The organism is Shewanella sp. VB17 (assembly GCF_013248905.1).
Lineage (GTDB): Bacteria > Pseudomonadota > Gammaproteobacteria > Enterobacterales > Shewanellaceae > Shewanella.
The window spans coordinates 1693405-1719923 of record NZ_JABRVS010000001.1 but is presented as its reverse complement, the minus strand read 5'-3'; the positions used below and the strand labels follow the sequence as shown (position 1 = coordinate 1719923).

Below are 26519 nucleotides of genomic sequence, written 5' to 3'. Positions count from 1 at the left end.
TTTTTTTAGTAATATGTAGTGCATGCATTGAAAGCTGCTGATAAAAAATTATGTTTGAAAGTTCATGTTTTTTGGTGTTGATTTTGCTGCGTTTACTTTACTAACCAGCTGCATTGTATTAATAGTTTATGCTGTATCAAATATAAGAAAATCATAGCCAGCCATTGTTAATCAATAACATACCGACATCCCCGCGAGCCTTCAACGTTCTGCAAATATCAACTCATGAAAGGAAGGAGTGTTGCGAAAATCATAGCCAGCCATTGTTAATCAATGTACTTTTGCGGTCTATGTACTTTTTGTTGGTAACAATCAAATATCTATCTATCGACGTGATGATGTGTAGATAATGTCCGAGCTTTGTTAGTGTCATCATCTAAAACAATGAGTTATGCTAGGAAGTGGAATGTTATCGAGACGCACAGATAACAATGTTATTGCTGTAGCTAATTAATAAGCTGTTATGTTCTTTGGGTTAGGTGTTCTTAAATGGATTTGGAAAAAGTTAATAAATTTAGCTGGGTTTTAACTCAATTAACAATGGCTGTCTATGGATTTTGTCTCCCTCTAGCCTACGCCTCATATGATATTCTTGTTCATTAACACGCTCTCTTTAATCCTTAATAGGGCTAGCGGCTCGACCACCAAGGATGGTGGAAATTCAAATATTGCAGGAGCAACATATCACTCCTTTAGACAAATTCTTCACGGATAAGCCCTTGCCATTCGCTAATAGTTAATAACGTTTAATAACTGTATGTTATTGAACGGTGACCTTCCTACAGAGCTTATGTATAATAGAAAGTCACCCCATGAGTTCATGCTCATGCTGGGCGTACACAAGAAATTAAACAAGGACAAAAAACAGTTGGCTTATACTCCTTCGTCGCTTATTTTAGCCAACATATTTTTTGCCTGTTAATTGGGCGTTAGCAGTGTAAGGATATTTATGTGGAATTGGTTATTTAGTAGAAATAAAAAAGCTTCTGATTTAGAAGTTAAAATGAACGAGTTGAAAATTGGATTCTTAACAATAATCCTATGTAACCTTGAGATTTCTAAAAAATCTGATTGCACATCCATTATTGAAAAAGTTGAGAAAATCAAATCTGATCTAGAGTGCTCTTCAGTTATAGACTTAACTGAAGTTATTAACTTATTTAAGCCACCTTCGGTGTTAAAAAATATTGCTGTTGAAAATAATTGGGAAGATCAATATTTACATATAGAAAAGCGATATGAAGAGTTCAATCGTCAATAGAACTAACTAGTGGCTAAGTTAGAGTGTAATATTGCTAATCGAGTAATCGGAGGTATCTAACCTCCAGCCCCCACACCACACTGCACGCGGCTCCGCACACGACTAAATGGATTTAGGAGGTAGAGCGAAGCAGGATGCCAGAGCCGAGGTAAATAGGTATAGTTAATTTGGCCACCTAAATAGAGGTGTTATCAATCACTGACCATCATCATATTAGCCCATGTTTTATGATGGATGGCTTGATGATTGTTAGGTTATTGCGTTGTGAAACATAACGGGGTAAGCCACTTTTGTTGCGTTTACCCTAATATTTGGCGCGTTGAATTGTGCTTGTGACTCAATAAGCTGTAACTCATACGCCCCTTGCTTAAAGGTTTCTTTCATCACAGAATCAACGGCAGCGTTCGTTCGCTCAAATGCATCGACAGCTGAATATCCCGCCATTAAATTGGCCAACATCACAGCGCTGATTAAATCACCGGCTCCGACTGGCTGACGCTTTTCATCAAAGTCATATAAAGGACGTGAAATGTGATAACTGCCTTCTTTGGTGGTTAATAGCATTTCAAAACAGCCTTTTTGAATGCCTGCACGGCTTAAATGTTTCACCAATACCATCTTTACGCCTTTTTCAAGCAGTTGCTCATTCGCTGCAATAACTTGCTCTAACGTGTTAATGGTCATGCCCGATAAACTTTCTAGCTCAAGTAAATTTGGCGCTATGATGTCTGCTGATGCTAATGCCGATTCTTTAAAAAACACTTCCACTTCGGGTGCGACTATACAGCCTTTTTCAGGGTGTCCCATCACAGGATCGCAAAAGTAAATCGCATTGGGGTTATCTTGTTTTATTTTTTTAACCGCCGTCATAATTTCTTGGCCTTGCGCGGCGGATCCTAAGTAACCACTTAAGATCGCATCACACATTTTTGTGGCTTCAATGGCTGACAGGCCATCAAGCAATTCTGAAATATGGCCCGCAGGCATGGCGATGCCTTTCCAACCTTGTTGATATTGCGTGTGATTTGAAAACTGCACCGTGTTAATTGGCCACACTTCTATTCCCATTCTTCGCATTGGAAAGACCGCTGCACTGTTGCCTGCACAACCAAACACTACATGAGATTGAATGGAAAGAACACGTTTCATAACATCACCATAATTAAAAGACAGAGTAAGGTTTATGTGTCCTAAATTAAACGATAACCCTTGAAAAACCAAGGGTTAATCTTATTTAAGAAAATAAAAAATAGCCAAATGCTCCTATCTTAAAAAATAAAATCATAGCCAGCCATTGTTAATCAATAACATATCTATATTCTAGCGAACGCTCTATGTTTTGTAACTATCAACTCATGAAAGGAAGGAGTGTTAAGCTCATATAACTGAGTCGTCTAACAAAGAGAGTAAACTGCCATCCATCTCTTAGTGAACATAGAACCCGCTTTCTTAGACTCTTGCTTCAAGCTTTGCATTACTCAGCGCTTGCAGGATCCCTTTAGCATACGCCTCATATGATATTCTTGTTCATTAACACACACAAAAGATGATGCACTCAACCAATGGATAACCCAATTAAAAGCGCGAATAGGCTTTAATAAGACCGCAGTAGCGACAGCACATAAACTGGCAAGGTTGATGTGGATATTATTGAAAAAACAAACACGTTATCAAGCACAAATCGGCCAAACGGCAGAGATAATATTGTGTGTCCGATAATGTTAACGGTATCGACTATCAAGCAAAGCTCGTTCAAGACAAGGGCCTGTACTGAGCCCGAGTGGCTGTTGTGAGCGCTTGATAGTCACCTTTTAGGTAAGTGTTAAATTGATGAGAAAAGACTCAGTTCATCCTACATAAACCCGTTAGAGACAAGGGTTAATAACCCGACTGGCTGTTCAAATACTTTTAGGTGTGTAGGTACGGAATTCATCAGGGGCGCATTTTCTCTAAAAAGAGAACGTGTTAAGCCCGCCTCTTACTGTAACAAGAAGGTCAGCACTATCGCTTAAAGCGAAAAGAGTCAGTCAATAAACACGTAACGAGAGGTAATAGTTAACAAAGAAACTAAGGTCAAAAAATACCTTGGTTAGATGAGTATTACCTTGACTAACCGGGAGCGTCCATATATGTCTATGGATTTATTTATGATGGCTGTCTATGGATTTATTTTCCTTGACTAACCGGGAGCGTCCATATATGTCTATGGATTTATTTATGATGGCTGTCTATGGATTTATTTTCTATGGATTTTATTTGTCTATGGATTTTACGTCAAAGGAATTAAGGTCTATCATACACTTCCACTAAAAGGGAGTATAAGATCACAAAGTAGAATCACGGTCAAATATATTCAGTATCGTTCAAAAAACGTTCGCGATCTTGCCCTGGTTACTGCACGGTTGTCTCCATCAATAGTCACGGGTCGCTTGCCTTGCTGAGTTAAGTTGGTAAGATATTGTTCAGCAAAAAATAACACCGCGTGGTTTATTTAAGTGTTAGCCTTCAAAGGAGATTATATGATATCAGCACTTTTAGTAGTGGATGCACAAAATGGAGTTTTTGGCTCAAGTAACCCTCCGTATTTATCCGAAAATGTTATTGAAAATATGAGTAAACTTATTAGTTATGCGAACTCTCGTAAACATAAAACGGTGTTCATACAACATGAAATTCCGGGAGTACTTGAGCCTGAGAGTGATGCTTGGAAAATTGTTGCTGGTCTGAATAGTATGGGTTCTGCTGTCAAAATCAGGAAAAAGTCTCCAGACTCATTTAATGGTACAGACCTAAGTGCTTATTTAGATGAAGAAGGCATTGAGCATGTAATTATTTGTGGTTACTCAACGGACTTCTGCATTGATCGAACAGCGTTTAGCGCAGCTAGTCGAGGTTATCAAGTTACCTTGATAGGTGATGCCCATACAACTCACAGCAAACCTCATTTGGATGCATTATCAATCATTGACCACCATCACTTTACTTTGTCAAAGCATCCAAAAATTTCACTCGTCTCCACGCAAGAGTTCACAGCGGACTAAAAATAAAGATAGCACGCGCGCAGCCGCGACCTTATCCAAAGTGTTGAATAAGGGCAAAAAAGTTGGCTTTGGTTTCGTTGTCACTAATTTTAACCAACAATTTTTTGCCCGTTAATTGGACGTAAATCATTAATGGAGTAACTCATTGAGCGAATGGGATAATATAGCAGAGGAAGTTGACTTCAATCTTGAAATTTCTATTGAGGATTTTGTTACTACGGGATCTAAAAGAAATAAAGTCCTTGATTTTGGCTGCGGGTATGGTCGCATTACAAACCAACTTAATCAGCTAGGCTACAGCCATTTAATCGGGGTAGACTCTTCGATGGAAATGATAAAAAGAGGCTTAAATGAATATCCGTATCTAGATTTACGTCCCATTTCAGATAGCATATTACCGTTTCCTGACCATGAGTTTGATTCGATAATTACGTGTGCAGTATTCACGTGTATTCCTAGCCAGTATGCTCGCAAGAAACTATTAAAAGAACTTCGTCGAGTTCTACAACCTAATGGTGTTCTTTATTTAGCTGAGTTTTGTTCTGACAAAAGTCTTAGGTTTACTTCAGGTGCAGGTGTTCCAATGTGGCATAGTCAGCAAAGTGAACTTGAAGGTATGCTCGATGGGTTCAATATAGAGTTATCTAAGGCAGTTGAAAGTTCAACAATGTCGGGGATTCTAAGTAACGCAAGTCACATAATAGCGCGTAAAATCATATAACATAAAGATACGCCACTCGAAGCTGCTACCTTATCCCAAGTGTTGAACAAGCCCGAGCTAGTGAGAAATTGTACCTTAATAGCAAATAACAGAACGTATGTGACTCGATGAGGGAAGTAAAATAACGCTTCAAATCATCGATTGAAAGGCTGTCAGAACAGCCGTCAAATAAAGTTGACGGCGTACTGCACGGCTATATGCATCGATAGTCGCGGGTCGCTTGCCTTGTAATGTTAAGTTGGTAAGGTATTGTTAATAAAGAGAATGAAAGTGTTGTTCGGGTATGCTTCCTCCCTGTTATATGAAATAATACTCTTAAGATACGACCAAGCTGAGCCGCCTTTAGAAAGTACTTAGGGTGAGCAAGCAAAGAGACTTTTTATCTTTTCTGCCGCTGAGCGACTTCGTTCAACAAGTTGCACAAAACATTAACTAGCTTCTTATCTGTCACTATTTTAGTTAAGGATTATTAAAAATAATGGATAACATTAAGTGGTATAAAAGTCCTGAGATGATAGTAGGTTTATCTGCTCTTTTGATAGGGGTTGTCACTGCTGTCACTTCAATTTATTCGGCATATGTTGATCGTGAATATGCAAGAGCATCTGTTTGGCCAAGGTTGGAAATATTCAGAAGTTTTAACGGAAATTCATTTAGTTACGGGATTACGAACAATGGTACGGGTCCGGCTCTAATAAAATATGCAAAGATTCAATATGGCGGAAACCCCATCAAAATGTGGAAAGAAATCGAGCCTTTCAAAAGTATTATACAATCACATATTAGTAATCGTACATTATCACCTCAAAACAGCATTACTCCAGTTTATTACAAAGGAGAGAATACAAAAGCGCTTGTGATAGCCGATGGTTCAATAAGTATAGAGCTTTGTTATTGCTCTATTTATGAAGAATGTTGGGTTATTGATAAAACAAATCACCCCAAAAAAATTGAAGCCTGTATGATCGATGATGAAAAAAGATTTGAGCAGTAAAAAGCCAGTTAACAAGTCACTCAAAAGGATAAATAACAGTTGGTTTTGGCTTCGTCATCACTTATTTTAACCAACTATTTTAACTATGAGTGGCATGTGTAATGGTCTAATGAAACTGTAGAGACTTACAGCTTAAAATAAGCAAAATCTTAAAGCTGTTTATCATGAGCAGAAAAACTTGACCATTACGCATTGGGGTTATCTTGTTTTATTTTTTTAACCGCCGTCATAATTTCTTGGCCTTGCGCGGCGGATCCTAAGTAACCACTTAAGATCGCATCACACATTGTTGTGGCTTCAATGGCTGACAGGCCATCAAGCAATTCTGAAATATGGCCTGCAGGCATGGCGATGCCTTTCCAGCCTTGTTGATATTGCGTGTGATTTGAAAACTGCACCGTGTTAATTGGCCACACTTCTATTCCCATTCTTCGCATTGGAAAGACCGCTGCACTATTGCCTGCACAACCAAACACTACATGAGATTGAATGGAAAGAACACGTTTCATAACATCACCATAATTAAAAGACAGAGTAAGGTTTATGTGTCCTAAATTAAACGATAACCCTTGAAAAACCAAGGGTTAATCTTATTTAAGAAAATAAAGAAATAGCCAAATGCTCCTATCTTAACAAGATACTTAAAATATGTTACCCACTATCTGCGACACCGACACTCACTAATTTAAAGCAAGGGTATCTCTTTGATTTGGCTGAGTTGCTAACGCTATCATTTGTACTACCATTTCTCAGCAACGTTTCTAGTTTCATAAGAAAAAACATCAAGATAAAAAGATAATACTATCCACCAGTCGGCAAGCTAATAGCAGAAAAGCTTTTCTCTGCTAAGTGAGTACCCAATTTTAACTGAATTAACTAACAGCGAGGAAAGTACTATGTTATTTCAATATCGATGCGTTTTTTCGTTACATCAAGTCATGATTAAGTTAACCCTTATGCTTACAACTCTAAGAGGAAAAATCTGGTTACTTTTCCAAAGGGCTAAGTTAGTTCTCCAACATCTAACTATTCTCCTCTTATTAGGTATTCCTATCCTTGGCTATGCAGCATCTCCTATCGGTGTGCCATTTAGAGTCAATACCAATACAGCTGGCCACCCAGGTGACCCTGTTATCAGTAACTTGACTAACGGCGGCTTTGTGATTGTTTGGTCGGAAGGTGATCCAAATGGGGATGCCATTTATGCCCAGCGATATCACGCTAACGGTACCCCTGATGGTGATGAGTTTCAGGTCAATAGTGACGCTACCCATGGTGCATATTTTCCGTCTGTCAGTAGCCTGAGTGATGGGGGCTTTGTGATTGTTTGGGATAATGGTGGTCTAGATCCTTATACTCATGTTCAACGCTACCAAGCTGATGGATCCCCTAATGGCGCAATGTTTCTCGTCAATACTAATACCACAGCTCCACAATACGGTTCGACAGTAAGCAACCTGAGTGATGGGGGCTTTGTGATTGCTTGGGGGGAGAGTAGTAATATTTATGCACAGCGCTACCAAGTCGATGGTTCCCCTACTGGAGCAATATTTCAGGTCAATACCAATACCATGGGTTACCAACATGGTCAGAATATCAGCGGTTTGATTAATGGTAGCTTTGTGATTGCTTGGGACTCTTCTATAAATAACAAGGGGATTTATGCTCAGCGCTATCAAGCTAATGGAACTCCTGATGGAGCAGAGTTTCAAGTCAACACTGACACTACAAGTGTTGTATTCAGTTCAAGTATCAGCAAGCTGACTAACGGTGGTTTTATTATTACTTGGTTAAACTCTAATCCAGATGTTGATAGTCGAAGCATTCATGCCCAACGCTACCAAGCTGACGGCTCCCCTGATGGTGCAGAATTTTTGGTCCATACTGATGCTACAGCGGTCATATATATGCCAACGATTAGTAGCTTTTCTAACGGGGGCACGGCTATTGCTTGGATGAGTCGTGACCGAAATGATGATGACTGGGAGTATGACATTTATGCCCAGAGCTATCACCCTGACGGTTCTCCCAATGGTGTAGCCTTTCTGGTCAATAGTGACACCACAGGTAGTCAAGGTAATCAGGGCATCACAGGTCTATCTAACGGTGACTTTGTTATTATCTGGGAAAGTATGGTTCAAGATGGTGATAGTTATGACTCTGATATTTACGCCCAGCGCTACCGGAGCGATGAGTCGGTCAGTATGACCCTCGCACCTTTGCCACAAACCTTGTATGAGGGGGAGCAAGTTAGCTTAGATGTAATCGTCAGCGGTCATGAGCTCTATGGTATTGATGGCATGTTAACCGCAAATGAAGCGGGTATGATTAGATTCACAGATAGCCAATATGGGGATTTTTTTGCTGAAGATAAGCGTATCGGCCTACCCAGTACAGTGACTGACACTCAATGGCAAGGGGCACTCACGCTAATGGAACCCGCTCCCGCAGTCACAGGCTCTGGCACCTTCGCCACTGTCAGCTATGTCGCAGAGCAGGTTGGCACCATAGACCTTACACTCACGGCACAATTTTCCGGTCAACAAGGCCAGCTATTGTTAAATAGCTCTACTGACTACAGCATTACGGTGAAAAAAGCGCTGAATATAAGCGGCAATGTGGCAAGTTTGGGTATCGATGGCAACTATGACAATGTGCGTATATTGATAAATGGTCAAGTACGTGAGGTTGAGGCCGATGGCAGCTTTCATCTTAAAACTCGGCCCGGTGAAGTAACCATTAGAGTCGAAGTCCAAGGCTTTCTAACTGGCGAGAAACAACTGCAATTAGACGCCGATCATCAAGACACCGACCTTGGCATGGTGACCCTGCTCGGCGGAGATTGTAACGGCGATAATAGCATAGACATCGCCGATTTAACCATGCTATTAGCCGCCTATCGCAGCCAAAAATCCGATGGTGCCCCTTACACCTCGGCAGCCGATTTTAACCGTGACAATCAAATCAATATTCAGGACTTATCTTTACTGGGCAGCAACTTTGGTAAACAAGGCCCTCAGAGCTGGTAGGCCAATTAAGTAGCAACTAAAAGAAGTAACTTAAGCAAGCTATCAAGGCTGCAGATCGAATGTGAAGTTAGGATTTCCAGCTTTTTTATCATTGATGAAAAGGATACTCATGAAAAACAGATACCTGACAAAACTATGCTCAATCTTGCTGTTACTGATTTACTGCCTACCTGTAATAGCCAGTGAGGGACAGGTTTATTTATCGACTCCTTCGCAGCAAATTAAAACTGGCAGTGAGTTTTATCTTGATGTGTTAGTCAGTGGCGCACCTGATGTCTATGGCGTGCAGTTTGAAATTGCATACACAGCAAATATGTTCAGCTTAATCGATAGTCATGATGACAAAGCTGGGCTACAAATCAGCGATGGTCACTTTTTTGATACTGACAACTTTTTTACCCTTAACAATACCGCAGACACCAATACTGGGGTCATTAACTATGTCGTCAGTCAAGTCAGTCCCGCCAAAGATGTCAATGGTCACGGTCAAATCGCACGATTGTTTTTTACCTCCTCTGACAAAGCTGGGGCTGGCACAATTGTCATTAACAGTGCTGAGTTTGGCACTCGCGACGGCCAAAGTGTCGACTTAGCATTGGGTCCAGCAATTTCACTCGATTTCAAAGCTAATTATCAAGTGCCCGCAAAGCCAAGCAGCACAGAGCTAAATCAGCAAACCATGCAGCTAATCAGCAAAGTACTGGCCATCTTATTTGTTATAGGAATGGTTATGCGCACTGTATTGATGAGACGTAAAAAAAGCTTACAAGCAAAAGCGATATAAACCTCAAGTCGAAGCAAGGATGCTTTACTTTGACTCTATATTAATAAAAGTAAGGTGAGGTTTCACATGGTGATATTTTTCGAAGGAGAGACTGGCTCATTATCAGAGTCGACCCCATAAGGCTATGGGGTATTATGTATGTCCGGCAAATACAAGGCCTTACACGGCACCCACCCTAGGTGATAGGTAACCATGAAGGCACACGTTTCCATAACGCCTAGCTAGCCTGAACTCGGCTTAGCTAGATAAATACACTCATCATTAAAGCACTCAGCAACTTAATCATTAGCTATCTCTTTGCTTCCATTGAATCACTATCAAACCTAGGATGATAAGTATCCCGACAAAGCCGGCATCGAATGGATTAAACAACAACATAGGCACCGTTATCAAAGCTGAAATTCGCTCAAACTTCGACATGACTCGCAGTAAATACCCTTCAATCGTAATGGCGATAGCGACTATAATCGCCAGCGTTTGCACCACAGAAAATGCAAATGCCATGACACCCGCATCTGGATTTAACAGATCCGTATACGCCATCATAATAGGAATAATAAATAAGCCGCCCGCTAACTTAAACGCTTCTACCGACGATTTCATTGGATTGGCATTGGCCACTCCAGCACCAGCAAATGCCGCCAGTGCAATGGGAGGCGTCACATTAGAGGTTTGCGATAACCAAAATACGATGAGGTGCGCAGTTAACAGCGGCAAGCCAAAATCACCTAGCATGGGAACGGCCATCACGGCCAATACGATATAGGCCGCAGTAACGGGTAAGCCCATCCCTAACACCAGTGCCACAATACTGATAAGGCCCAATGCCACCAGCATATAACCACCTGAAAACGCCATCACAAACTGAGTAAACTGCAAACCGATCCCCGTTTGTCCTACCACACCGACAATGATGCCTGCAGCGCCACAAGCCGCAGAGATAGGCAATGCCATCAAGGCACCACTTTTCATTCCGGCAATAAACTTAGTTAAGCCTATGCGACTGTGTTGACGTAAGGCAGCTGTCACTAAAATAGCAGCGCACCCCGCAACCCCAACCAGCAAAGGTGAATACGCCATCATCAATAACGTGGTAATTAACGCAAGTGGTATCAAATGATGTGCCCCTTGCTTCATGACGCTAATAACAGCTTCACTGCGACTTGCAGCTTTAAGGTTGAGTTTGCAGGCCATCAAGTGCACATAAAGTAGCGTACAAAAGAAATAGAGAATAGCAGGCGCAATAGAGACAAGCATGATCTCACTGTAGGGAACGCCGGTAAATTGCGCCATCACAAACGCCCCCGCCCCCATAATAGGCGGCATGATCTGTCCGCCTGTGGACGCAGCAGCCTCGATTCCGGCCGCTTGCTCAGGTTTATAACCTAACTGTTTCATCATCGGGATCGTCACTGAGCCCGTGGTAACGGTATTGGCAATCGCAGATCCGGAAATAGAACCTAACCCCGCCGACGCTAATACGGCTGCTTTAGCAGGACCGCCACGATATTGACCCGCAATAGAAAACGCCAAGTCGATAAAAAACTTGCCCGCTCCCGTGACTTCTAAAAATGCCCCAAAGAGCACAAAAATAAACACGGTCGTGGCGGCAATACCTAGCGCAGAGCCAAACACCCCATTAGCCGAATAGATCTGAAACTGAATCAGCTCCTGTAGCGAATACGATTTAGTCGCAAGCCCACTGGGCAACAGATCGCCAAAAGCACTATAGGAAAGAAAAATAGCAGCAATAAATACCATAACCCAACCAACGGTGCGTCGACAGCCCTCCATTAAGAGTAATAACAGTACGCCACCCGCAGCTAAGTCTGGCATCCCTAGCCCATAAAGTAGATGATCAATATCATTGTAATCAAATATCGACAGTCGGTAAGCGGCGAACAGAGCGAGCCCACACAGTGCCAGATCAAACACTCTCCCCGGCAGGTATAATTTGCTCTCTCGATTTTTTATCAGTGGATAATGTAAAAAAATCAGCACTAATACCCAACAAAGATGCACAGGCCTAAAGTAGGTAGCAGAAAGGCTCGAGGTGATCCCTTGCCAAATTTGAAATGCAGACAGCGCGACCGCTAACATTAAAATGGCATAGCCAAAGTATTTAATCACTCGCGCTTGAGTCCCCTTTAGAATAGGATCATCCACGGCACTAAGCTCTGATTGAGGAGCCATATTTTTATCCTCTTATTATTATTTTTGATATTGAGTAGAAAAATTAAGACTGGAATGAGACAGGATTGAGGATCACGCCCTCAACCTTGTCTCTAATATGTGATCAAAGAGAATCAAGATATTTTTGCGCACCAGCATGCAAAGGTACACCTTGAAGGCGATGGGCATTTTCAGGGGTTGTCACATCGGCAGATTTTACCACTTTGCGCACCTGTTCTATATTTTCAAATGCTGCCTTAGTCAGGTTATACGCCATATCATCACTCATATTGGCGTTAACCACTAATACATTCCATACGCTCAATGTCGACACTGCCGCCACCTTATTATACGTATCAGCAGGAATGGTATAGCTGCTATAGGCAGGAAATGCATTAATAAATGCCGTACTTTCTTGCTCTGAAATAGGCAAAATAGTGATGTTATGCGTCAAGGCAACCTGAGTCACCGCACCCACACCTTGTCCGCCAACGATAAAGCCCGCATCTATTTGGCCATTGGCCAAGGCATTAGTCGTTTCTGCATAGTTAAGGTAAACAGCATCGATATCTTTTTTTACATCGATGCCGATAGACTTAAGTAACGCGGCAGATGTTACTGCCGTACCACTTGCGGGTGCACCGAGCGAAATACGCTTGCCCTTAAGATCGGCTAATGATTTGATACCAGAATTCTGTAACGTCAACGTGTGCACCAAGTTAGGATAAAGTGCGAACAAGGTTTTTACGGGCAGCTTACCTTTAAATTTACCCTCACCATTATAAGCATCGAGTACCACATTCCCCATGGCAATACCGGCAATCAAATCACCACGTACAACCTTAATGGTGTTTTCAACCGATGCGGCGGTCACCTCAGCTTTCACATTGACATCTGGGACCTTTTCAGACCATACCTTAGCTAATGCACCACCAAATGGATAATACACCCCACTTTGCCCACCAGTACCAATAGAATAATTTTCAGCACTCACTGCCGAAGATAAAACAAACAATAAAGCAAGTGTCAGCGTGCGATAGAACATAAGGTCCCCTAATTTGCTGTGATCGGTTTTTATTGAAAACCTGTTAGTTATTTTAGCCACTGATGTTCACTTAAGGCCAAGTCAATGTCAAGGTAGCCAAGCGCTAAATACTTGTCCAACACACTCATTCAAAAGTGCCAACTAGCATGTACTATAAATTAGCCTTTAGTATAGGCAGTAATTCATACCTCTATACTTCAACCAGCACAAACCAACAAAACATTGATTAATAATAAAAAATTAACAATCAGTTCATTAATTTTCTATTAGATCATATTAATTCGGCTTCATTAACTCCACTGGCTTATGGCTCTAAATACAAAAAAATGGCACTATCAGCTACCAATAATCCACATAAATAAAAACCTTTATGCTGACCACATTAGCCATTCAAAATTACCGTTCACTGCGTGATATCCGTGTTCCTCTTGAACGACTTAATGTGATCACTGGGGCCAATGGAAGTGGCAAATCAAATCTCTATAAAGCACTGCGTCTATTAGCGCAAACAGCTCAAGGTGGCGTCGTACACGCGTTAGCATTGGAAGGTGGGCTAGATTCTAGCTTCTGGGCGGGCCCAGAAAACATCACCAAGGGTATGCACAGAGGTGAAACTCCCATCGAACCCACGGTGCGGCAGCGCCCTAAACGACTTAAACTTGGGTTTGCCAGTGATGAATACAGTTATCTTATCGAGCTGGGTCTTCCCATTCCTTCACCCTCTTTATTTAGTCAAGATCCCCAAATAAAACGTGAAGCGATTTGGGTGGGTAATAAATACCGCCCAGCCGCCGTATTAGTAGAACGCCGAGGTCCTTTAGTCAAAAGTCGTGCAGAGCAAAATAAGCAAGCAGGCTGGCAAACCTTAAGTCAAAAAATGCAACTCAGTGATAGTATTTTTAGTGAGTTTGCCGATCCTGATCGCACCCCAGAAGTCATCAAACTACGTGACAGTATTCGCGCTTGGCGATTTTACGATCACTTTCGTAGTGACAGTGATGCCCCAGCTCGTCAACCACAATTAGGTACCCGCACCCCAGTGCTACATCACGATGGCAGAGATCTGGCTTCAGCCATTCAAACCATATTCGAAGTGGGTGATAGAGAGGGGTTTGACGCCGCTGTCAGCGATGCCTTTCCTGGGGCCAATGTGCATATTGAATATGAATGCAATGGTATGTTTTGTATTCATTTCTATCAAACAGGGCTACTGCGTCCTTTAAACTCAGCGGAGTTATCAGATGGCACCCTAAGGTACCTGTTACTGATCGCTGCCTTGTTAACCCCTAGACCACCAGAACTCATGGTGCTCAATGAGCCAGAAACCAGTTTACATCCAGATTTACTGCCCGCCCTTGCACGTCTCATCGCAAGGACATCAGAGCAGTGTCAATTATGGATAGTCTCGCATTCCAACCGCCTCATCAATGCCATCAATGAATTCGAACATTGCAATTTGATCGAACTCGATAAGCAACTAGGCCAAACCCAAATACGCGGGCAAGATTTGCTCAGCACACCAAGTTGGCATTGGCAAAGCCGTACTTAACTTACAGATTAACTATCAGGGCTTGCCTGTAATCGACCTTACTCATAATTTAATTCCATATCCTTTGGTCATCTTTATATTTTGATCCAGTTCAAATACTGTCAGCATTTAAGTTTATTTAGCAGCGTGAGTAGCGTGGATAATTCCTGTTGATCCAATAGTGAAAATATCATGTCACTCGTCTGTTTAACCGTGACGAGTGCATCTTGTAAAATCTCTTCACCGGCCTTCGTTAACACCACGAGGCTTTGCCGTGCATCCCTCGGGTTACTTTGTTTGGTCACCAAATGGATTTTCTCCATAGGGGCTAATACCCGTGTCACTCCCGACGCTGTGAGTGCCACTTTTTCAGCCAAAGCAATGCGGCTAAGTTTGTTATCTTGCGCCTGCTGTAAATGATACATAAGAGTAAATTCGGTAAAGTTAATCCCATGTACACTCAGGGAAAGATCCAGTTTTTTACTCAAAAGAGAGCCGATATGTGCTTGCTGTGTCACCAGTAAAATCGTGTTCATAAAAACCTCACCGCCGAAAATATAGACAAAGAACATGTGATAAATACTTGATTACTAAAGTATTTATCAAGTATTTGAAAATATGATGGATGTGAATGGCCTTGCTTAACCCGAGCCCATGTTAAGTAAGTTACTTACTAAATCGATACCGTTCAGCTGTCTGTCACTTTCGGAGCAGCCACTTTCAGAGCAGTCATCAGAACTTAGAGAAAGAAGCATCTGAGATGTTGACGTTAATGCGCTATTTCTTCAATCTATTGCAGGAAAAGAGAGCTTTTATGAACAATGTGGCTTCATTCGTTCTAACTTAGATCCTACGATGTTCATTTACCCACTCTCGGCTTATGAAGACACGCTAAAAAAATCAATTAAAAGTCAAAAAATCCAGTACAAAAGTTAATTTGTCTGGATTTTTTACTGACTTATTATAGGTACTATATTAATTAATCGCGAGCTTCAGCATTACTCTAAGGCTAAGTTATACAATGAAAGAAGCCCGCTATTTCGTGTTACTTTTAAATTAAACAACTCTATAAATAGTCATTACTTGATAAAAGCAAAAAGTGGCCACTTTGATCAAATAAGGTACTCCAATTTCATATAATCACTTAACGCAACTTACGGCGAAAAACTTATTATCTTGATCAACAATTGAAACTTCTCCTTCTGCATTAGGAGTAACACTATATAGTCTGCCATCCGATGACCGCAAAGATTCACCAATACCACTCCACGGTGAGCGCACCCCCTGCCAACCAAGTTCATATTTCAACGAAGATAATGTAGTTGGTGGTGTGCTTCCTACAACCAGATTGTTATAAGTAGGTAAATTAGTATTAAAATTACGAAGCTCGTCAAAAGTAGGTAAGCGCCACCCACCACCATCAACCGCTAACAAAGAACATAATTGCATTGCGTTAGCTAGACTATAATGACCTATCGTCACATTACTATCGCCAACTGTACTATCAGCTGTAACACCAACAAAAACAGATTCTTCTGGCGTTAGCGGCCTCATAAACTTAAGGCCCGTTGTCGTGTCAGAATACACGGTAGCAGGAGCAACTCCTTTAGGCTTGTTGTATCGATTAATGATACCACCGCCAACAAAAGTGCCATCACTAATAGTCAAGAATTGTTCTGATGTATCTTTAGAAACTCGACGGCAATATTCGTTATAGCCTTTATCAAGATCTTTTACACAAAACTCAATATCCTGACTCACTATAGCATTTGCTAATTGTGTAAACCCTAGTAGAGGTCGATACTCTATTTTATATGTTAACCCTGTCGTTTGCAGATCTTGAATACCAAAAGATGAAGTGACTCCCCAGCGAGTTTCTATATTACTTGAATATCCGACTAAATCTGCATTAATAGTTTCAAATAAATTAAAATTCCCGCTATATTTTACTGAAGTAGCAATTATATCATCACAAACTTTGACACCGCTAGAACCATTAGAATTAACAGGTGTAACGCAAAACTGTATCAACTTACCAGCATCATCATCCTTAACGACATAACTACATTGACCTAACGCTACATCTATTACAGAGCATGTTATACCAGTACCTACTCCATCAATATCCCAACCAATAATTGATTCACCTTCTGCAATAGAATCAGCCGCTGGTATATACGTATATTGTCCGTATAATGTCACACCAACAGCTGGTGATTTAAAACGATTATCAATAGTAACGGTCGCAGCAGGTGGTAAATCCAATATAATCACTATAATTGAATCCACCTCACCCTCATAATCAGTAAACGGCTTACCAGTAGCCGTGATAGTTAATGCTGTACCTGAAATAACTCCTGTGGTGTTTAGTAATCCCTCATCAGTGATTCTCGCACTTGTATTTCCAGCAATACTCCAGCTCATAAAGTATCTGTCATTGTTGCTTTCTGTTGTCGAATGACTACTGCCATCACTAAAACTGGAAGTGGCTTCCAATTGCACCGGAATAGTAGACGAAAAAGTTTGTCCATCTAAACTATTTAGCTCAATAGTCACCACACTACTACCCGGATTAACAGTTGCATCCGTAACCGTTAATATCGCTGTTCGACTAAACGCTACACCTTGATAGCTTCCAGAAGCGGTAATAGTGACATCGCCAAGTTCAATGCCTACAGCTGTCGCTAATCCTGTGTCATGATCTATGGTAGCAATATTGGTATTACCACTGCTCCAAGATAACACTTCATGGGTGGTCACATCTAAGGTATGCTCGTCTGAAAACGTGGCAATAGCGGTATATGGCTGCTGTCTACCTGCTGGTATACTCATAGTTAAAGGGGAAATATTCAAATCCGTTACGATAGAATTCGTCACCGTCAATATGGCGCTTTCACTGAACTGCTCGCCATTGTGAATGCCTGATGCCGTTATCACCACATCGCCAAGCTCAATGCCTACTGCCGTTGCAAGCCCTGTATTTGAATCTATCGTCGCGATATTCGTGTTACCACTGCTCCAGGATAACGCTTCATTGGTGGTCACATCTAATGTGTGACCATCAGAAAACGTAGCAGTCGCGGTATATTGCTGCTCAAAGCCTGCTGGCACTGTGATCCTCGGCGGCGAGACCTCAAGCCCTGTTACAGACGAGGCTGTAACGGTTAATAACGCCGTTTGAGTAAAAGTCAACCCATTAGCTTCACCAAAAGCGCTAATGATCACATCACCTACACGCTGCCCAACCGCTAAACCGGTATTAGCGCCAATACTCGCGATACTTGGATCGCTACTGCTCCATGACAAAGCAGAGTGAGTGGTAACATCGAGCGTATGGCCATCAGAAAAAATGGCCATGGCCATGTATTGCTGCTCAAACCCGACAGGAACGGTAGCCTCCACAGGCGTCACTTGTAATTCTGTGACGACCGCATCTGTGACAGTTAATGTCACACTTTGACTAAATGGCGTTCCATTAGCTGTACCAGAGGCATTAATTGTCACTTCACCTACAACTAACCCTATCGCTAAACCGCTATTGGCATCAATACTCGCGATGCTTGGATCGCTACTGGTCCATGACAAAGAGGGATTGGTGGTGACATCAAGTGTATGATCGTCAGAAAAAATAGCCGTGGCAATATATTGCTGCTCAAACCCGACTGGAACCGTAGCAAAAACAGGGGTCACTTGTAATTCCGTCACACTGACATCAGTCACCGTTAGCGTCACGCTTTGACTAAATGCCACCCCGTTAGCAGTACCTGACGCACTAATGGTCACCTCACCAGGCATCACGCCGGTAGCAAAACCTGTATTGGGGTCAATCGTGGCAATGGTCGAATCGCTACTACGCCATAACAAGGCCGGATCTGCAGTCACATCTTGGGTACTACCATCGGTCAATATGGCCGTTGCGGTATATTGTAAACCAAAATCAACGGGGATTGATTGATCAACCGGAGTCACTTGAAGGCCACTTAAGTCCAATCCAAGATCTGCACTCAATAGTCCACTGTCACCATTACTACCACCACAACTTGCCAGCAAAAAACACCATAACAGAATGCTCACATGAACAATTTTCTTCATTATTTGATTTCCTTCGTATTACTAGGTTGCATTTGAACCTCTGTCTCTGAGCCAGTAAACTCAACTTCCACACGTCTATTTTTAGCTCGGCCTACAGGATCTGTATTCGGGGCAATTGGCATTGTTTCACCAAGCCCAATGATGCTTGTACGTGCCGTGTCGACCCCATTAGCATTGAGATAGCTCGCCACCGCTTGCGCCCTTTTTTCTGACAACTTTTGATTATATTCAGCTTGACCAAGATTATCGGTATGCCCAGTTATCATCAGCGCGCCATTATTAACATCAACCGCTTTTTGCACCAATGCTGTCAATTCTTCACTTGATTGAACCACGTCAGAATCAAAACCAAACAAAGCCTGACCATTTAGTACCACCTTTGTAGTTACACTAGGTACAGGAATAACCGCTGGGACTAAAGGGGCTGCAACCATAACTGGCTGCTTAGTTTGCCCAAAACGGTAAGTCAGCCCCAATGAAACGAAATGTAAATCTGCTTGCATCACTTCATCATCACCAATACCGTCAATAAATTGGTACTCCCCCCTAACAGACCAGTTATCAGAAAGTGCATAATCAAGTCCAATTGCTGATATTATTCCCCATTGATTCGACGTTTGCTCATCTGCCCATGAGCGCTGCTTTTCTATGATTTGATAGCTTGCGCCGACTCTCGCATACGCATCAAGATTGGTTGATAATCCATAAGAGAAAACGCCTGTCACCTGAGCGCCTAATACGTCAGCTTCAATATGATTACGACCATAAGACGCATCAGGGCTACCATAGTCAGTGACCCCCGTCTCTAGCGCAAACCAAGGCGTCAATTGATAACCCCCATAAACACCGTACCCTAAGGTGTCGTTAGCACAATCGGTATTATTATCATTACACGCATCTTGAAAATTAGCCCAACCCGCTCTCCCGCCTAAATACCAATGACTCATGTCAACGTCTGTTGCAGTATCTTCACTGCCGTCACTTGGCGTTGCTTGGACATAAGCTGAACATGTTAGCAACAAACACACATGGACAAATGCCACTAAAGTGAGCTTTACTTTTTTGCTATTCATTTTATTAACCTTTAAATAATTTTAATTGCAACATCATTGGCTGCATAACAGGTAAATTGTAATTAAATAACAAGTTTAGCGCCAATTTTTTTGCTTATCACAAAAGTTATGATAACAAAACGATAATGATGTTTTTATTATGGGTAAGATTATTCTAAAAACAAAACAATGTAAGCTCGATAATCGATCAAAAAAAACCAATACACACTTACTTTTTATAAATGTAACGGTGACTAGATCAAATAGACTCTCAAATGGCTAAGGTAAGCGTGTTTCGTTTATTGCTGAGATCTCGCATGTTAATTAGATTATTGCGGTAAAAACACGCTCACACATAAGCCGACATTATCGCGATTATGTAAGCTTATTCGTCCATCATGGGCTTCGATGATTTCACGGCATAAAGGTAAGCCTAAACCTGTACCTGATTGTTTGGTCGAGTAAAAAGGTAATAAGGCTTGTTTGAGCACATCGGCTGACATGCCCGCTCCCTTATCTTTCACTTCAATGAGGGTTCCTTGAATCGCCAGCCCTTTGCTATCTAAGTCTGTGCCAGTCATGTTCATCTTATTCAGTGGCTGAGATGAGGTAATGCTTAAGTTCACTTCATCAATGTTTGAACCTGATTCATGGGCATTTTTGAGCAAGTTCAATAATACTTGCTCCATCTGGATCAGATCAAAATACCCAGCTTCGTTCGGTAATTGTCCTCGTAATTCAAATGAATAATGCTGCTTTAACTGATCCACTAACTTACGCCAATCTACCTTGTCTTTTTTGGGCTGAGGTAATTTAGCAAAACGGGCATAATTGGCAATAAACTGACTTAAGTGATGGCTTCTGTCTTCAATGGTATCAAAAATCATCGACAGTTTAGGATCGTTGAGATCTTTGGTGATCATCCGCCCTGAATTGACCATCGATGTGATAGGGGCCACAGAATTATTAAGCTCATGACTAATAATTCGTATCACCTTCTTCCACACTGCCACTTCTTGACGATTAAGTTCATGGGTCATCTGCTTGAGTATTAACAAGTGGTGAAACTGACCATTGAGCATAAATTTTCCGCGAGACAGATGCCAGCTATCATCCTCATCTTGACCTGTTACAGGCAAGGTAAATAACCCGCCTTTGAGTGTGTTCAGGGCTAAAGACAATTCATCACTGACACGCTCAATCAAATCCGGTAGCGCAAAACCATCAATAGGGCAGCCTTGATTAAACAGATGTCTGGCCGCATCATTAGCATAAATAACTCTTTGCTGATCATCGAGCAGTAACATCACATTAGGGGAGCTTTGTATCACCTTATCGAGCAGTAATTCCCGCTGATAAATATATTGTCGCTCTTGCCTTAAGCTTTCAGCAGATTCATTAAACAAGGTCATCAGCGCTTGTAACTGACGATCGCCACGAACGGGAAGCGTCACGCTAAAGTCATTGTCTTTAAAGTTAAGCAAGCCCACCTCAAGCGCGCTGAGACTGGTGGCGAGAGTGCGAGTGGCAAAGTGACTAATACACCAAGCGCAGAGCCCAGCCGAGATAAATATCAGTACAAACACCACAGCTGAACTGGCGATAAAGGTTTGTGGATGCACCAGCCCCTTCATTAACAACAGCGACAAGCCTGTACTGAGTTGAGAAGCAAAAATAGCCCCGAGAATCAGCTTGGTACGTAAAGAAAAATAGGATAACAATGCCATAAAAACTCAACACTCTATTACGTTACACTTTATAAAAATAACGAATCAATGACTTTCCTATCTATCGATCCCGAACTTTTCCATGCGCCGATACAAGGCTTGACGACTCACACCTAACGACTTAGCCACTCTAGCAATAATGCCTCCATGCTCAACCAGTGCCGCTTCAATATCCGATTTTTCAAGTACCACTTTACTCGATTCTATGGCATTAAATTCAGCCTTATCTACCACAAGCTGATTAATGCCAGTGTCAGGCAAAGCTGACTCACGCTTATCGATAACACGACCAGCATCAGCCACAGCATGTAAACCAAAATCTGCTGCAGTTAATACACGGCTTTTTGCTAAAATCATCGCCCGTTTACAGGCATTTTCTAATTCACGCACATTGCCCGGCCAAGCATGTGCCATCAAGGCTTGCTGAGCCTGCTTGTTAAACGAGAAATCCTTGCCAATAAAATGTTCGACCAAGGGCATAATATCATCCTGTCGTTGATTAAGCGGTGCCAGTTCAAGCTCGATAACATTAAGGCGATAAAACAAGTCTTCTCGAAAGCGCCCCGCACGAATATCTTCAGCCAGCACAGCATTGGTGGCGCTCAGTACCCGCACCTGCACCTTACGTGTTTGATGACTGCCTAAGCGTTCAAACTCTCCGGTTTGCAATACCCGCAATAATTTTATTTGGCCCGATAAGGACAAATTGCCTATTTCATCCAAAAATAAAGTGCCGCCATCGGCTGCTTCAAAACGGCCGATACGAGTCTTATTCGCGCCAGTAAATGCCCCCGCCTCAGCGCCAAATAGCTCTGCTTCTAACAAGTCCATGGGTAAGGCACCGACATTGACCTTAATAAAGGCTTTATTTTTTAACGCTGAGTTGGCATGAATAATATCCGCCAGCTTGTCTTTACCGGCCCCATTGGGGCCCGTGATTAATACTGACACGTCAGAGCGAGCAATTTGTAAGGCTAAATCCACACAGCGCTGCATTGCTCCACTGCCAAACACTATGCCACACAAATCCGCCCCCTTAATCGCAGACAGTCGGTCATTATTGACTCTTGTCAGTTGAGTGTTGGCTTTGGATAACCTATACATGGAAATTAAATTATTAGTGCTAGTCAATAATTTAGCATCATCCCAAGGCTTACCCATATAATCCGCTGCGCCCTCTTTGACGAGCTCAACCGCTACCTCAACTTGCGTCCAAGCGGTCAGTAATATAATCGGCAGCTGAGGCTGAGCCTCCCTCAGTGCATAAAAAAGTGCTTTGCCCTCCTCGCCCGATGTCGTGTCCTGAGTAAAGTTCATATCCTGAATCACTAGGGCAATGTCATGCAAACCGATAAGTTCAAGGGCCACTTCAGGAGACAAACATATGAGGGGATGAAAGCCGTTAAGCTCTAACATCAACGCCAATGCATTACACACGGCTTGGTTATCGTCGACAATTAGGATTTTATCCATACTTTTTATTAATCTTATGCAATCAAAAATAGAGAGATGGTATTCAAACTAACTGAAAGCGAAAGAGAATTAAAGGCTAATCCTCTTTCGCTTTAGCAAGCCAAACATTTAATAGCAGTTAACGACTACGAATCGTCATATTGGGCGGGATATTTATCCCTCTATCTACCACACATTAAACACTGCGCGTCGCGATAGCTGGGGAAATATCAGCCGCTTTTCTTGCGGGTAAAATAACCGCAATGGTGGTCAGTACCACTAATCCTGCCACCGTCGCCAGCGGATACATCAGCTCAAGCTGGGGTAAACTGTAGATACTCATCAACTGCTTACCTAATTGTATTGCCACTAAGCCGCCAATGAGTCCACCAACAAGGCAGATAATATAGTTTTCTACCAAGAAAAAACTAATAATATCACGCTTCTTGGCCCCTAGTGCCCGTCTCGTGCCTATCTGTTTGGTGCGCCGCTCTATGTTAAACATCACCATGCCCGCGAGCCCGAGAGAGGTGATCAATAACAGGAGGACCACCATCATAGACAATACCGTCGCCATCAACTCATGGTTACGGTAAACCCGCTTTCTATGCTCGCTAATCAGGGTAAAACCATCTATCACACGATCTCGATTATCTTTATGTAGCGCAATAGGGATCGACTCTTTGAGTTGAGCTAAGGTTCCAACCTCCCCGCGAACCAATACCCTGGTGTACGCCCGCACCAATTGTGTATTTAAGATAACACTGTTATTTAAATATTTACTGTTAACCCATGCGCCTTGTAATTTATCAACAATACCTATTACCTTAATTGGCTGGTCACCAAAATCCCCTTCATACATAATTTGGCCGACCGCAGGTGTATCTCCCCACGTCACTTTAGCAAACGCTTTTGACACTATTGCAAGGGTCGCCAAATTTGGACTGCCTGTCAGCACCTCCTCCTCATAAAAGTTACGGCCTTCAACTAGGTTCACACCTAAAGTATTGAGCATATGCTCGTCACCATAATAAACGGCTGAAGTCTCAGTATCTTTGGCTTTTCCCAGACTACTTCCCACAGTGAAACCTGTTGACCAACCACCGCCGCTCAGTGGCGTCATGCTTGTTGTTGATGCATCAATGACCCCAGGTAGCGCTCGAATAGCTCGGATATCGCGCTGAGTTTGAGACTCTAAATCGATATTAGTATCAAAATTGTAAATTTTAAAATCAAATACTTCCTTTTCCGACGTTCCAGAGTCTCTGTCCATCAAGCTGATACGTTCACAGATAATAAAACTGGCATTGGCAACGATAGCCACCGATAGCACGATCTGAATAAGCAGCAGTATTGGGCCACTCTTATTGCGCATCAACATCGTTAAAATAGGCTTAATTTGTAACATCATTAACTCCTTTTACTGGCTCTTCAAATGAACGCTGGGGTTAGTTGCACAAATGCGCCACGCTGGATATATACCTGCAATAAGAGCTGTAAAAATAGCAATACATGGCGCCAATACCCACATGGTCAAATCCAGCTGAGTCAGCGCATCTTGAAGCTCAAAATGAGCTGAGAGCATAGACAATGATCCCCACGCCCACATCAAGCCCAACAAGCCACCACAAAAACCAATAAGGCCAACCTCCACCATATGTTGAGCAAATATCTGCGCCCGACTCGCACCAATGGCCCGGCGTACCCCCACTTCAGGGGCACGCTTAAGAAATTTTGCCAGTAACAATCCCAGCATGTTAACCAAACATACCAGTAAAAACAGGGCGCTCAACCCCACGAGTATCTTGTTATCTTCTGGCACCACTTTGTTTATGTTAAGCCATTGTTCGACATCAGCTAACTCGGCAGTGGCACTGGACATCTCAAAACGACCGATAAGTTTTTGCTGCTCAATATAGTTAGCCAGCCACTCCTTATAAGTCCGAATTTGCTCAGGATTATCAAGCTCAACCCAATATTGATTCCAATGAGACTCTGATGCGAGTCGCTCGGCATAAGTATTGGTGTACTCATGCTTCCAACTCTGATTATTTCCCCAGTTTCTATATTCCTCTATCGCCGCAAGTGAATAAGGCACAAAGATTTTCTCCGCATCCTTAAAAGCACCATTATTCACATCATAATATTTAGGACTCGGATCCCATGTTTTCGTGACCCCCACAATCTGATAAGATTTTTTATTGAAATATATGGTTCTGCCAACGCTATTTTCACCCTTAAACAATTTATCATTAAGATCTGCACTGATCACCGTTTGGTAAGCCGCCTCTTTATCCACTTGTGGACTCCAAGCGCTGCCATAGAGAAATGGCACCGAAAACAATCCGAAAAAATCAGAGTCTGTCACCCGCACACTCTCTAATATAGGGGCAAAATTAGAATCATCGGTTTGCACCGCAAAACCCGTTCTAAACATCGGGGTCTGACGAACTGGAACCGGACTGTTACGTAAATTAAACCCATCTTGGTAGGTGATTTGTTCATTCAATTCATCCCAAGTATCCACTCCCTGGCTCCATAGCCGCACCTCAAATAATTTAGCTGAGCGCTCACCCGCAGGGTTAATAGAGGCCATTTGATAAATATTTAAGGTAGTAATGGTGATACCAATACCGATAGAAATCGCTAATACCATGAGCAGTGACAAAAATGGCGTTTTTTTAATGCTGCGCCAAGCCAGATCTAAATAATAAAAAAACATAAAAATGCCCCTTAGCTTGCCGCTTGCTCAGTGTTATCTCGCGCAGACATGTCACGACCTTTATCTGCACTCGTCACCAGATGGGGCTTATCAGCATGAGTCCCTGCTTGATACATAGTAAAGTCACATACTTGACCATCGACTATCTGAATATTTCGCTGGGCGCGACGCGCCAGCTCTGCATCGTGGGTCACCATGATGATGGTCGTGCCAGCTTTATTGATATTTTCCAGTAATTCCATCACCTGGCGCGCCATCATGCTGTCTAAGTTTCCCGTTGGCTCATCGGCCAGTAAAAACCTTGGCTCGCCCGCTAAAGCACGGGCAATCGCCACCCGTTGCTGTTGACCACCAGACAATTGTGATGGCAGATGCTTCATACGCGCAGCCAAACCCACTTGTTCAAGCGCGAGCTTGACACGGCGCTGACGTTCTTGTGCATTAAAACCGCGATAGCGCAGTGGCATTTCAACATTTTCAGCTAAATTTAGATCTGGAATCAAATTAAACCCTTGGAAAATAAAACCAATTTTTTCATTTCGAATCACCGCGCTCTTGTTATCACTGAGGTTTGAGATGTTCACCCCATCGAGAAAGTAATCACCATGGGTAAAGCCTTCAAGCAAGCCTGCGATATTAAGGAAAGTCGTTTTCCCTGAGCCTGACGGTCCCGTTACCGCCACAAACTCGCCTTCATTAACCTCTAAATTAAAATCACGCAGTGCATGGGTCTCGACCAGATCCGTTTTAAACACTTTGCTGATACTTTTCATGGATAACATATGTATATTCCCTGTCTTATTTGTTTATTTATTTTTTGTAGATACTGAAACGCGTTCAGTTTAACCGACATTATTTAGCTATTTTTTAAAATATGAATGTCACCAACACTGAGTCAC

Annotated in this window: 19 protein-coding genes; 7 read left to right on the top strand and 12 right to left on the bottom strand. The window is 42.3% G+C overall.

Translation table 11 applies throughout. The features are described 5' to 3' along the window. Positions 1 to 949 precede the first annotated feature (949 nt). The gene (locus tag HQQ94_RS07305; protein ID WP_173293794.1) at positions 950 to 1261 is read left to right on the top strand and encodes a hypothetical protein; all 312 of its coding nucleotides are present in this window, start codon (positions 950 to 952) and stop codon (positions 1259 to 1261) included. A 249-nt stretch (positions 1262 to 1510) separates the two neighbouring features. Here HQQ94_RS07305 and pdxY (HQQ94_RS07300) read toward each other — a convergent pair whose 3' ends face one another. Next, positions 1511 to 2410: a pyridoxal kinase PdxY gene (gene pdxY, locus HQQ94_RS07300; protein WP_173293793.1), complete on the bottom strand. Its 900-nt coding sequence runs from the start codon at positions 2408 to 2410 to the stop codon at positions 1511 to 1513. Positions 2411 to 3780: 1370 nt separating this feature from the next. Here pdxY (HQQ94_RS07300) and HQQ94_RS07295 point away from each other — a divergent pair. The 3 genes from HQQ94_RS07295 (at position 3781) to HQQ94_RS07285 (ending at position 6017) form a co-directional block, all read left to right on the top strand. Next, on the top strand, positions 3781 to 4302 hold the full coding sequence (locus HQQ94_RS07295; RefSeq protein ID WP_173293792.1) for an isochorismatase family protein: 522 nt from the start codon (positions 3781 to 3783) through the stop codon (positions 4300 to 4302). A gap of 145 nt (positions 4303 to 4447) precedes the next feature. Next, on the top strand, positions 4448 to 5023 hold the full coding sequence (locus tag HQQ94_RS07290) for a class I SAM-dependent methyltransferase (protein WP_173293791.1): 576 nt from the start codon (positions 4448 to 4450) through the stop codon (positions 5021 to 5023). A gap of 478 nt (positions 5024 to 5501) precedes the next feature. Continuing rightward, complete coding sequence (locus tag HQQ94_RS07285; protein ID WP_173293790.1) at positions 5502 to 6017, top strand: hypothetical protein; 516 nt, start codon at positions 5502 to 5504, stop codon at positions 6015 to 6017. A 185-nt stretch (positions 6018 to 6202) separates the two neighbouring features. On the opposite strand, the gene pdxY (HQQ94_RS07280) is transcribed toward HQQ94_RS07285, so the two are convergent. After that, the gene (gene pdxY / locus HQQ94_RS07280; protein ID WP_217274009.1) at positions 6203 to 6526 is read right to left on the bottom strand and encodes a pyridoxal kinase; all 324 of its coding nucleotides are present in this window, start codon (positions 6524 to 6526) and stop codon (positions 6203 to 6205) included. A 387-nt stretch (positions 6527 to 6913) separates the two neighbouring features. On the opposite strand from pdxY (HQQ94_RS07280), the gene HQQ94_RS07275 reads away from it, so the two are divergent. Both HQQ94_RS07275 and HQQ94_RS07270 read left to right on the top strand, forming a co-directional pair. Further along, a complete protein-coding gene (locus HQQ94_RS07275) occupies positions 6914 to 9046 on the top strand; it encodes a dockerin type I domain-containing protein (protein WP_173293789.1) in 2133 nt (710 codons plus the stop codon). A gap of 109 nt (positions 9047 to 9155) precedes the next feature. Further along, positions 9156 to 9830, top strand: coding sequence for a cohesin domain-containing protein (locus HQQ94_RS07270; protein ID WP_173293788.1), 675 nt, complete (start codon positions 9156 to 9158; stop codon positions 9828 to 9830). 285 nt (positions 9831 to 10115) lie between these two features. Here HQQ94_RS07270 and HQQ94_RS07265 read toward each other — a convergent pair whose 3' ends face one another. Continuing rightward, positions 10116 to 12023 carry a TRAP transporter fused permease subunit gene (locus HQQ94_RS07265; protein WP_173293787.1) on the bottom strand — a complete coding sequence of 636 codons (1908 nt, stop codon included), beginning with the start codon at positions 12021 to 12023 and terminating at the stop codon, positions 10116 to 10118. 103 nt (positions 12024 to 12126) lie between these two features. Beyond that, positions 12127 to 13047, bottom strand: coding sequence for a TAXI family TRAP transporter solute-binding subunit (locus tag HQQ94_RS07260; protein ID WP_173293786.1), 921 nt, complete (start codon positions 13045 to 13047; stop codon positions 12127 to 12129). A 370-nt stretch (positions 13048 to 13417) separates the two neighbouring features. Between HQQ94_RS07260 and HQQ94_RS07255 the strand changes: the two genes are divergently transcribed. After that, positions 13418 to 14596: an AAA family ATPase gene (locus HQQ94_RS07255; RefSeq protein ID WP_173293785.1), complete on the top strand. Its 1179-nt coding sequence runs from the start codon at positions 13418 to 13420 to the stop codon at positions 14594 to 14596. A gap of 101 nt (positions 14597 to 14697) precedes the next feature. On the opposite strand, the gene HQQ94_RS07250 is transcribed toward HQQ94_RS07255, so the two are convergent. The 8 genes from HQQ94_RS07250 to HQQ94_RS07215 form a co-directional block, all read right to left on the bottom strand. Beyond that, positions 14698 to 15111, bottom strand: a complete 414-nt coding sequence (locus HQQ94_RS07250; RefSeq protein ID WP_173293784.1) for a MarR family winged helix-turn-helix transcriptional regulator — start codon at positions 15109 to 15111, stop codon at positions 14698 to 14700. A gap of 604 nt (positions 15112 to 15715) precedes the next feature. Then, positions 15716 to 18667 (bottom strand): Ig-like domain-containing protein, encoded by a 2952-nt coding sequence (locus HQQ94_RS07245; RefSeq protein ID WP_173293783.1) that lies wholly within the window; start codon positions 18665 to 18667, stop codon positions 15716 to 15718. Then, the gene (locus HQQ94_RS07240; RefSeq protein WP_173293782.1) at positions 18667 to 19740 is read right to left on the bottom strand and encodes an outer membrane beta-barrel protein; all 1074 of its coding nucleotides are present in this window, start codon (positions 19738 to 19740) and stop codon (positions 18667 to 18669) included. The genes HQQ94_RS07245 and HQQ94_RS07240 overlap by 1 nt, the downstream gene beginning before the upstream one ends. A gap of 308 nt (positions 19741 to 20048) precedes the next feature. Further along, positions 20049 to 21446: a PAS domain-containing sensor histidine kinase gene (locus HQQ94_RS07235; RefSeq protein ID WP_173293781.1), complete on the bottom strand. Its 1398-nt coding sequence runs from the start codon at positions 21444 to 21446 to the stop codon at positions 20049 to 20051. A 57-nt stretch (positions 21447 to 21503) separates the two neighbouring features. Next, the gene (locus HQQ94_RS07230; RefSeq protein ID WP_173293780.1) at positions 21504 to 22919 is read right to left on the bottom strand and encodes a sigma-54 dependent transcriptional regulator; all 1416 of its coding nucleotides are present in this window, start codon (positions 22917 to 22919) and stop codon (positions 21504 to 21506) included. A gap of 175 nt (positions 22920 to 23094) precedes the next feature. Continuing rightward, a complete protein-coding gene (locus HQQ94_RS07225; protein ID WP_173296557.1) occupies positions 23095 to 24306 on the bottom strand; it encodes an ABC transporter permease in 1212 nt (403 codons plus the stop codon). 12 nt (positions 24307 to 24318) lie between these two features. Further along, on the bottom strand, positions 24319 to 25620 hold the full coding sequence (locus HQQ94_RS07220; protein WP_173293779.1) for an ABC transporter permease: 1302 nt from the start codon (positions 25618 to 25620) through the stop codon (positions 24319 to 24321). A gap of 11 nt (positions 25621 to 25631) precedes the next feature. Further along, positions 25632 to 26402, bottom strand: coding sequence for an ABC transporter ATP-binding protein (locus HQQ94_RS07215; protein ID WP_173293778.1), 771 nt, complete (start codon positions 26400 to 26402; stop codon positions 25632 to 25634). Positions 26403 to 26519 lie beyond the last annotated feature (117 nt).